Raw genomic sequence first — 9,865 nt, 5'->3', positions numbered from 1 at the left:
GGGCAAATGTGTGGTTACGGATGATTTGGTGGATGCCCTGCAAAAGGGAAAAATACTCGGTGCGGCCCTGGACGTGCTGGAATATGAAAAAGCTTCTTTTGAATCTGTATTTCGATCCCGGGAGGTGCCGCAATCGTTTAAATACCTGATGGAGGCACCGAATGTATTACTCAGCCCGCACGTGGCCGGATGGACCGTGGAAAGCAAGGAAAAACTGGCAAGGACCGTTGTCGACAAGATTCAATCCCATTTTACGTAACTTAGAAGACATCAGGGTGCTTCAGGGCGCTCAAAATTCCGAATCGTGAAATCTGAAGCCAGCAGTCCTCAAGAGTATTTAGACCAGTTGCCAGAGGTCCGTAAAGCGCCGATGCGACTCCTTCGCCAATGTATTGTAGAAAACCTTCCCCCGGGTTTTGAAGAGACGATGAGCTATGGGATGATAGGATATGTTGTACCGCATTCTGTCTACCCGAAAGGATATCACTGCAATCCGGAGCTCCCCCTGCCCTTTCTCAACATTGCCTCCCAGAAAAACTACATTGCCTTTTACCACAGCGGGCTGTATGCCGATCCCGAAATCAAGGAATGGTTTGTCAAGGCTTATAAGGCCCGGGTCACCACCAAATTAGATATGGGGAAGAGTTGTGTGCGATTTAAAAATCCCAAACATATTCCCTATAACCTTCTGGGGGAACTCTGCAAAAAAATAGGTGTTTCGGACTGGATCCGGCTTTATGAAAACCAAATTCGTAAATAGGTTGCCGACCTTCCATAATAAATTGGGGGCGAGCCCTGTAGCGAACTTTTGAATACTGCTTTATTTTTTTAAATTGTATCTTATAATCAACTAAGGATAAAACGCGATGGCTGAAGACAAAAAAGATTTAGGGGATAAGGCAGAAGATGCCTTTGACAAAGCAAAGAAAAACGCTGAAGACATGGCCGATGAGGCTTCCGAGCTCGGTGAAGAGTCGAAAAAGGCTGCCCGGGATCTGGGCGATAAAATAAAAGAAGAGGTCGATGAAATTGGAGAAGAGGCTAAGAAATTAGGGGATGAAGCCAAAGCCAAGGCCGAAGAACTCATAGATGAGACGGAAGAAGTAGCCGAAGAGGCTAAAACCAAAGCCAAAGAATTCGGAGAAAAAGCCAAACAAAAGGCCAAAGAACTCTTAGACGAGACCGAAGAGGTGGGCGAAGAGGCGAAAGCCAAGGCTAAGGAGTTCGGAGAAAAAGCCAAAGAAAAGGCCAAAGAATTTGGAGCGGAAGCCGAAGAAGCTGCCAGCGGCTTTAAAGAGGAAGCGAAAAAAACAGCCGATGAATTCAGCGAGGGTTTTAAGTCTGCCACCCAGGGGGAGAATAAAAAGATCCTGGCAGGTATTCTGGGTATCGTCCTGGGGTGGGCAGGTATTCATAAGTTCATTCTAGGATACCAGAAAGAAGGAATCATAATGCTCGTCATCTCCGGTATAGGAATGGTGTTGAGCTGTGTGGGGATCGGCTTTTTTCTTTTGTGGGCTATGGGGTTGATCGGTCTGGTGGAAGGCATCATTTACCTGACCAAATCAGACGAGGACTTTTACAATACCTATCAGGTAGGGCGAAAACCCTGGTTTTAAGACCTCCTCCTGCTCAGCTCTATTAAAACGTGTGCATCAGGGCAGGCTTCCGTTTTCACAAACGAATCGGGAAACATCCTTTAATCGGTGGGGGTGCCCTCGTTTAACTTTCGTTCCAGCTCGGCCTGGAACTCTTCCATGACGGGTTTCACGGTACTCTCCGGAAGGTCGGAAATCTTGATGTACATCAACCCGTCTACGGCATTGTTGAAGAGGGGGTCTACGTTAAATGCCACCACCCGGGCATTTTGCTTGATGTATTTTTTAATCAGGACCGGAAGTCGAAGGGCACCGGGCTCTACTTCATCGATCAGCTTATCGAATTTATTGAGGTCCGCCCTGGTTTCGTCAAATACAAACTCCTTGTCAGCATCCTTGAGCTTTACCTTAAAATCCTTTTTGGGACGGATGTACTGGGCTACATACGGATCCCAATAATGGGATTTCATAAATTCAATCATCAGGGATTTCGAAAAATTTGAAAACTGATTGCTGATACTCACGCCTCCGATAAGGTATTCGTGTTCAGGGAACCTCAGGGTAGTATGTACGATACCTTTCCAAAGCAGGAACAAGGGCATCGGCCGCTGCTGGTAATCTGAAATGATATAGGCCCGCCCCATTTCAATGGAGCGCTGCATCATTGGATACAATTCGGGCTCCACCCGAAAGAGTTCCTGAAGGTAAAACCCATCAATTCCGTATTCCTTATAGATGTCGGCTCCCATTCCCATCCGGTAAGCCCCTACGATCTGTTTATCAGTATCATCCCAGAGGAACAGGTGATGATAGTACTCATCAAACCGGTCCAGATCCACAGCTTTATTCGTCCCTTCCCCTATGGCCCGGAAAGTCATTTCCCGTTGCCTTCCAATCTCCTGAAGGATAAAGGGCATGTCCTTTTTCTGAGCCAGGAAAACCTCGTAGTTCTTACTCTGTAACAAGCGGCACCCCTTTTCGCGGAGTTTTACAATTTCCCCTTCGATAACCTCGGTGCGAACCGCGGAAGCAATTTTACGGGGTGGCTTTGGAATTTTGATCGATGTGGGCAATTGATCTATGAGGCGTTCTTTTTGATAGGCATTGGCCAGCATATACGTTTTACGCCTCAACAAATCTGTAAACTCCGCAAGGGTTTCCTGTTCCTGCTGGACATTAGGGGAAATGGGCTGTCCGATCCTCACCTTAATACTCCTGCTGTGCTGTGTAGCCAGTTCTGAAGGTAATTTTGCGGTTCTCAGCATCTCGTTCATTCGGGAGAGTCTATAGAACAACCGACTGTTCCTGGCGTGAAAATAAATGGGGACTACCGGAACCCCCGATTTTCGGATGAGTTTAACAGCGGCTTCTTCCCAGGGTTTGTCTACGATGAGTTTCCCGTCCTTGTAGGTGGAAACCTCACCTGCCGGAAATATCCCGAGGGGGTGTCCCGCTCCCAGGTGCTCCATGGCCCTCTTAAACCCGAGAACAGAACTCTTCACATCCTTGTGGTTTTCAAAAGGGTTGACAGGAAGAATGTACGGGCTTAAGGGTTCTATCCGCTGTAAGAGAAAATTCGCAATTATCTTATAGTCAGGCCTGCGGGCCAGCAGCAGCTTTAAAAGCAAAATACCGTCTATACCCCCGAGGGGATGGTTGCTGATCGTAATATACGCCCCTTCCCTGGGGAGGCGTTTAAAATCCTCTTCGGGAATTTCAAAGTCAATTTCATAATGGTTTAGAATAGCGTCGAGAAACTCGGGTCCGGGCAGGTCCTTATAGGTTTCATAAACCCGGTTGATACTGCTCATCCGCGTTAGCCGCATAAGAGCCCAGCTTACGGCAGTGCCCAGGAATCCATAGCGATCCAGCTGAATCGCCCGTGCCACTTCTTTAGCAGTAACAAGACTCATAATCCGAGGGATTGAGTCGATAAAGATATAAAAACGAAGGTGCCGGGCTTAGGTTTTTATGACAAGTTGTACAGTTTCCTTACCCCGCTGTTCCAGCAGCACATCCCTTCCATTGAGCAGGGAGGCAATCGCCTTGGAATCGAAATGCCGTACCGTGTAGAGAGATACCCCTTCGTGATGTTTCACCCGGTACTTTCCCTTCAGGTGCTGCAATAACCCGGGAAGCTGACCAAAACGATTGTCAAAACAAACTGAAAAACTGATGGCCGAATTCTGGATTAAATCCACCTTCATTTTATAATCGTGGAGCAGTTTAAAAATTTCGCTGATGTTCTCTTCCACGATAAAGGAAAAATCCAAAGAAGACAGCTTCATCAAAACCTGGTCCTTTTTAAGGATGAAGCACGGTATTTTGGGGTCCAGGTTAATTCCTTTCCCCACCTGAGTCCCGGGGTTGGAAGGGTTGAGAAAAGACTTTACATATAAGGGGATTTCCTTGCGCTGCAGGGGTTGAAGTGTTTTCGGGTGAATTACGGAAGCCCCGTAAAAAGCGAGCTCTATCGCTTCCCGGTACGAAATACGGTTCAATAACCGGGTCTTCTCAAAATAACGGGGATCCGCATTGAGGACCCCGGGGACGTCTTTCCATATGGTGACAGATTCCGCATTCAGGCAAAATGCAATGATTGCCGCCGTGTAATCTGAACCTTCCCTGCCCAGGGTGGTCGTAAAGTTATTCTCGTCACTTCCCAGAAAGCCCTGGGTAATAAATAATTTTGAAGATCCGCTTAAGGCGGCTATTTCTTTCTGGGTTTGGGTCCAGTCTACCCGGACATCCCTGTAGTTCGCATCGGTCTTAATATAACGTCGGATGTCCAAAAGGGTGTTTTCTATCCCTTCCTCGCTGAGGTATTGACCGATAATGGTCGTGGAAAGCAATTCACCATAACCCACGACCTGATCGTACACAAACCCATACTTGGGCGATTTATTCCAGGCCAAAAATCCCCGGACTTCTTCAAATAGCCTTCGAACCTCCCGGTATACCGGATGGCCTTCTGAAGGAAACAAATCCCTGAGGATGTCCAGATGAAAAGATTCGACCGCCTCCATGGCGGGGGTTACAGCATCTTTATCCTCGAAGTAAGCATCTACTGCCGCCTCCAGGGCGTTGGTCATTTTTCCCATTGCAGATACCACCAAAAATGTCTTTTCCGTGCCGGTTTCCTGAAGCACCTGAATCAGATTCCTGACCCCTTCCGCATCCTTTACAGAAGCCCCCCCAAATTTAAAGATTCTCATAGCGCTCTAAATACCTGTCAATTCCCCTGGTATCCAGCTGCACCAGATTCCAGTCCGTTAATATGTGTGCCCCCCTCGAGTCGTAAAAACGAATGGCGGGATCATTCCAGTCGAGTACTTCCCAACTGGCACGTCGGGCTCCCCTGTCTTTTGCATAACGGATTACGGCAGTGAGCAAGGCTCCACCGATACCGCGTCCCCGTGCAGCTTTGGTCACAACCAGATCTTCGAGATGGACCACCAGGCCCTTCCATGTAGAGTACCGGGGATAGCACAGAGCCATCGCCAGGACTTTTCCCTCCTCTTCGGCTACGTAACACTGAAACCGGGGTACTGGTCCAAAACCATCCCGAACCAGATCCTCCAAAGTGATTTCCACCGCGTCGGGTTGCCGCTCAAAAACCGCGAGTTCCCGAATCAAATTAAGGACCGCTCCCATATCCTCTGGCCTCGCCGGCCGTATTCTATATCCACTCATAGTTTGCAAATAAAGCAATAACTGCCCTAACTGACCGTTCTGATGCTTACGAAATCGTTCTAGTGTTGCAAAATAATCGATATTTGCAATGACAAAATTCCAACCTTAGCACATGCAGCAAAAGAAAAAAACGCTCGGGGAGTTTATTATTGAGAACCAGACCGAGTTTAAATATTCCTCCGGAGAGCTTTCCAAACTTATCAATGCCATACGCCTGGCTGCAAAAGTCGTGAATCACGAAGTAAACAAAGCCGGCCTCATCGATATTCTCGGGGCTGCAGGTGACATCAATATACAGGGGGAAAGTCAGCAGAAGCTGGATGTTCTGGCCAACGAACGTTTTATCCAAACACTGAAAAACAGGGAAATTGTCTGCGGGATTGCCTCAGAAGAAGAAGATGATTTTATCGCCATCAACAGCCATGACAATCAGCACCAGAACAAATATGTGGTTTTGATAGACCCTCTTGACGGCTCCTCCAATATCGATGTCAATGTGTCGGTGGGAACTATATTTTCAATATATCGGCGGGTGACCCCAATTGGAAGCCCGGTGACCCTTGAGGATTTTCTGCAACCCGGAATCAACCAGGTGGCAGCCGGGTATATCGTCTACGGAACCTCCACCATGCTAGTCTATACCACAGGACACGGAGTCAATGGCTTTACCCTGAACCCTGCGATCGGCACGTTTTACCTTTCACATCCCGATATGCAATTTCCGGAATCCGGAAACATCTATTCGGTAAACGAAGGGAATTATATCCATTTTCCACAGGGCGTAAAAGACTACATCAAATATTGCCAGATGGAAGAGGGCGACCGTCCCTATACCTCCCGATATATCGGGTCTCTGGTCTCGGATTTCCACCGCAACATGATCAAAGGAGGTATTTATATGTATCCCAAAAGCAGTGTGAACTCGGACGGAAAACTGCGTTTGCTCTATGAGTGTAACCCTATGGCATTCCTGGCGGAACAAGCCAATGGCAGGGCTTCTGATGGCTTCGGGAGAATCATGGAGGTTCAACCTGTGGAACTGCATCAGCGCGTGCCCTTTTTCTGCGGAAGTCGCTTAATGGTCGAGAAAGCCGAGTCGTTTATGTCAGCCCGGAAGTAGTTACTTTTCCATCAGGTACATATAGTCTTCGAAGGGAATCTGACCCTTGAAAATCTTTGTGGATTTTTGGACCAGTTCGTTGGCCTTTCCGGAGGGGAAACCCAATGCTACCGCATACTTCTCTACCATACCCATCTGATCTCCCTCGATGTCGTTATCGGCAAAGATAATCCGGAAGAAATCGTACAGGCGCTCCAGGCGTTCTTCCATCTCCAGTGGGCTCTCAATCGGATATTTGTTTTCCTTCTTCATGACCTCTTTATACTCCGACTGGGTAATACCGAGTTTTTCCGCAAAGCGGTCCAGGATTTTCTTTTCCTGAGGGTTGATCTCTCCATCTACGGCTGCCAGGGATGCCATCGCCGCAAAATGCGCAAGATTCCTGCGGCTTTCACTATTCTTATATAAGTCTACTATGGGCATGGTTGTATTTTGAGACAAATATACTTTTTTTCACTACCTAAACCAGAAGAGTATCCTTCATTCCCAATCGTCTTCCTTTACCCTCTCAGGCCTACCCCGGGCAAACCGAATAATCCGTAACTTGGGGGCGCTATGAAAAAGCCATTGTTGGAATTCACTGACCGGGGGATTTACTGCCAGGCGGCAGACGTTTACCTGGATCCCTGGAAACCTGTCAAAAGGGCCCTGATCACACATGGGCATTCGGATCACTCCCGGCCCGGGAATGGGGAGTACATCACACAAAAGGACAATATCCCCATAATTACACATCGCCTTGGAACCCTCAACGCCATGGCTGTGGAATGGGGTGAATCCATACAAATCAGGGGGGTTCGCTTTAGTTTCCATCCCTCGGGACATATCGTGGGTGCCTCCCAGATCCGGGTGGAACACCGGGGAGAGGTCTGGGTTTTTTCGGGTGACTATAAAACGGAAGACGACGGTCTGGCCACACCTTTTGAACCCATACGCTGCCACACGTTTATAACTGAGTGTACTTTTGGGCTGCCGGCCTTCTCCTGGCAACCGCAGGCCAACGTGTTACAAGAGATCAACGCCTGGTGGAAGCAGGTTCAGAATAGCGGTCGTACAGCAGTCCTCTTTGCGTATTCCCTTGGCAAAGCACAGCGGCTGCTGATGCATCTCGATCAAAATATTGGCAAGGTCTATACACACGGAGCCATTGAAAACACAAACGAGGTCATCAGGAAGTTTAAACCGCTGCCTCCATCGGTTCGAATCACCCGGGAAACGGCGACTAAAGCCCTTTCGGGCCACCTGGTACTGGCTCCTCCCAGCGCTCAGGGCAGCGCCTGGCTCCGTAAAATGGCGCCTTTTGAAACAGCCTCTGCCAGTGGCTGGATGGCCTTTAGGGGAGCACGACGGAGGCGGGCCGTAGACCGGGGTTTTGTACTCAGTGACCATTGTGACTGGTCCGGGTTGCTCCGGAGTATTGAGGCTACTGGGGCACAACGCGTGATTTGCACACATGGGTATACCGATATTTTTGCCCGGTATCTCAGGGAAGAAGGGTATGATGCACGAACGGAGGCCACCCAATACGAAGGTGAATTGGCGGAACTTGAGAAGCCAGAATAATTAAGTGCCATGGAAACATTTGCAGACCTGGTCCGAGCCCTCGACACAAATACAAAAACCAATGCCAAAGTTGCTGCTTTGGCCGATTATTTCCGTTCAGCCAGCGATGCGGACAAAGTCTGGACCATAGCGATCCTTTCCCATCGGAGGCCCCCCCGTCCGGTAAACACCCGTTTGCTGCGTGAATGGGCCGCAGAACTTGCCGGTATCAAACCCTGGCTGTTTGAAGAGAGTTACCATATCGTCGGGGATCTGGCGGAAACTATCGCCCTTATCGTCCCCCCGGACCCCACCAGTGAATCACCGCTGCTAACCCTGAGTGATTATTTGAATGCATTTGCCGACCTGAAGCAACAATCCGAAGTACAAAAAAAGGCCTACGTATTGAAACACTGGCCGGGGATGAACTATTATCAGCGCTTTGTCTTTACCAAACTCTTTACCGGGGGGTTTCGGATTGGTATCAGTCAAAAACTCATGACCCGGGCCCTTTCTCTGGCTACGGGTATCGAAGAAGAAACCCTCGCGTACCGGCTGATGGGCAACTGGGACCCCGCTTCTGTTTCCTTTAAGGAGCTGGTGCTTGAACCCCAGTTGGAGGAGCAGTACTCCAAACCCTACCCGTTTTACCTCGCCTACCCCCTTGAAGCGACTCCTGAAGACCTGGGAGCTCCGTCACAATGGGTTATGGAACACAAATGGGACGGTATTCGGGCACAACTCATCTGCCGCAACAAAACCCTTTTCATCTGGAGTCGGGGGGAAGAGCTGGTCACCGGGCAATATCCCGAATTTCAGGTTTTGACCGATGTCCTTCCCGAGGGGACCGTCATCGACGGTGAACTCCTCCCCTTCCCCGGAGGTCAGATAGGGAGTTTTAAAGACCTCCAGAGGCGTTTGGGACGGAAAAAAGTAAGTCGTCGGCTTTTAAACGAAACCCCCGTGATCCTCAGGGCGTATGACTTATTGGAATGGGAAGGTGCCGACATCAGAAACAAGCCTTTTCACTACAGGAATCAATTGCTCAACACACTGCTGGATCAACTGCACAAGTCGGGGCAGCAATACCCCCTGGACGGATCTGACGTCCTGGATATCCCCAACTGGGAAAGCGCCGCTTTAGAAAGGGAGCGCTCCAGGGAAAAACATTCCGAGGGTCTGATGCTTAAACGCAGGGATGCGCCTTACCGGGTAGGTCGCAAAAAGGGGGACTGGTGGAAATGGAAAGTGGACCCCTTCACTATTGACGCTGTACTGACCTATGCCATGCGGGGCCACGGGCGACGGACCAACCTTTTTACCGACTATACTTTTGCCCTCTGGGACGTAAATGAATCCGGAGAACGCGAACTGGTGACTTTTGCCAAAGCTTATTCGGGCCTCACTGACGAAGAACTCAAACAGATAGATGCCTGGATTAAAAAAAATACCCTGGAACGCTTCGGACCCGTACGTTCGGTTACCCCATACCACGTTTTTGAAATTGCCTTCGAGGGAATTGCCTATTCCAAACGTCATAAAAGTGGGGTTGCGACCCGATTTCCCCGAATCCTGCGCTGGAGAAAGGACAAATCTCCTGAAGAGGCCAATTCCCTTTCCGACCTGAAACTCCTGATTCCCTGAAAATGGCCAAAAAAGCGGACAACGACATCTGGATATCAAAGGCCAATACGTGGTTTGAGCAGCAGGGCTGGTCTCCTTTTGAATTCCAACAACAAACCTGGGAAGCTTTTCTGGAGGGCAAGAACGGATTGTTGAACGCCCCGACCGGGAGCGGAAAAACCTTTGCCCTGTGGTTTCCGATCCTGCTGCATTATTTGAAGAAACAAGCTGATGCCGGGGGAGCCCACCCCCCTGGCCTAAAAGCCATTTGGATCACCCCCCTCAGAGC

11 protein-coding genes are annotated in these 9,865 nt (G+C 49.3%); 7 read left to right on the top strand and 4 right to left on the bottom strand.

The annotated features are described in order from the left end of the window. The 3 genes from WBV75_RS06595 to WBV75_RS06585 all read left to right on the top strand — a co-directional run. Positions 1-259, top strand: a 259-nt coding sequence (locus tag WBV75_RS06595) for an NAD(P)-dependent oxidoreductase (protein WP_424119848.1), incomplete at its 5' end; no start/stop codon positions are given. A 45-nt stretch (positions 260-304) separates the two neighbouring features. Then, complete coding sequence (locus WBV75_RS06590) at positions 305-760, top strand: DUF1801 domain-containing protein (protein ID WP_424119847.1); 456 nt, start codon at positions 305-307, stop codon at positions 758-760. Positions 761-866: 106 nt separating this feature from the next. Beyond that, entirely contained in the window at positions 867-1,619 is a 753-nt protein-coding gene (locus tag WBV75_RS06585; RefSeq protein ID WP_424119846.1) for an NINE protein, read from the top strand. An 80-nt stretch (positions 1,620-1,699) separates the two neighbouring features. Here the strand turns inward: WBV75_RS06585 and WBV75_RS06580 are convergent, their stop codons facing one another. From WBV75_RS06580 to WBV75_RS06570, 3 genes are read right to left on the bottom strand one after another with little or no spacing between them, the layout of a single operon-like run. Next, positions 1,700-3,511, bottom strand: coding sequence for a GNAT family N-acyltransferase (locus WBV75_RS06580; RefSeq protein WP_424119845.1), 1,812 nt, complete (start codon positions 3,509-3,511; stop codon positions 1,700-1,702). A gap of 48 nt (positions 3,512-3,559) precedes the next feature. Continuing rightward, positions 3,560-4,813 carry an aspartate kinase gene (locus WBV75_RS06575; RefSeq protein ID WP_424119844.1) on the bottom strand — a complete coding sequence of 418 codons (1,254 nt, stop codon included), beginning with the start codon at positions 4,811-4,813 and terminating at the stop codon, positions 3,560-3,562. After that, the gene (locus WBV75_RS06570; protein WP_424119843.1) at positions 4,800-5,291 is read right to left on the bottom strand and encodes an N-acetyltransferase family protein; all 492 of its coding nucleotides are present in this window, start codon (positions 5,289-5,291) and stop codon (positions 4,800-4,802) included. The genes WBV75_RS06575 and WBV75_RS06570 overlap by 14 nt, the downstream gene beginning before the upstream one ends. Positions 5,292-5,403: 112 nt before the next feature. Between WBV75_RS06570 and fbp the strand changes: the two genes are divergently transcribed. Next, positions 5,404-6,411 carry a class 1 fructose-bisphosphatase gene (fbp, locus tag WBV75_RS06565; RefSeq protein ID WP_424119842.1) on the top strand — a complete coding sequence of 336 codons (1,008 nt, stop codon included), beginning with the start codon at positions 5,404-5,406 and terminating at the stop codon, positions 6,409-6,411. Here fbp and WBV75_RS06560 read toward each other — a convergent pair whose 3' ends face one another. Next, complete coding sequence (locus WBV75_RS06560) at positions 6,412-6,834, bottom strand: TerB family tellurite resistance protein (RefSeq protein ID WP_424119841.1); 423 nt, start codon at positions 6,832-6,834, stop codon at positions 6,412-6,414. 132 nt (positions 6,835-6,966) lie between these two features. Here WBV75_RS06560 and WBV75_RS06555 point away from each other — a divergent pair, with 132 nt between their 5' ends. From WBV75_RS06555 to WBV75_RS06545, 3 genes are all read left to right on the top strand, one after another. Next, positions 6,967-7,974 carry a ligase-associated DNA damage response exonuclease gene (locus tag WBV75_RS06555; RefSeq protein WP_424119840.1) on the top strand — a complete coding sequence of 336 codons (1,008 nt, stop codon included), beginning with the start codon at positions 6,967-6,969 and terminating at the stop codon, positions 7,972-7,974. 9 nt (positions 7,975-7,983) lie between these two features. Then, positions 7,984-9,597 carry an ATP-dependent DNA ligase gene (locus WBV75_RS06550; RefSeq protein WP_424119839.1) on the top strand — a complete coding sequence of 538 codons (1,614 nt, stop codon included), beginning with the start codon at positions 7,984-7,986 and terminating at the stop codon, positions 9,595-9,597. A gap of 2 nt (positions 9,598-9,599) precedes the next feature. Then, the coding region (locus tag WBV75_RS06545) for a DEAD/DEAH box helicase (protein ID WP_424119838.1) at positions 9,600-9,865 on the top strand (266 nt) is incomplete at its 3' end.

This window comes from Robiginitalea sp., from assembly GCF_049588695.1.
Lineage (GTDB): Bacteria > Bacteroidota > Bacteroidia > Flavobacteriales > Flavobacteriaceae > Robiginitalea.
This window is presented reverse-complemented; position numbering and strand designations above follow the sequence as displayed.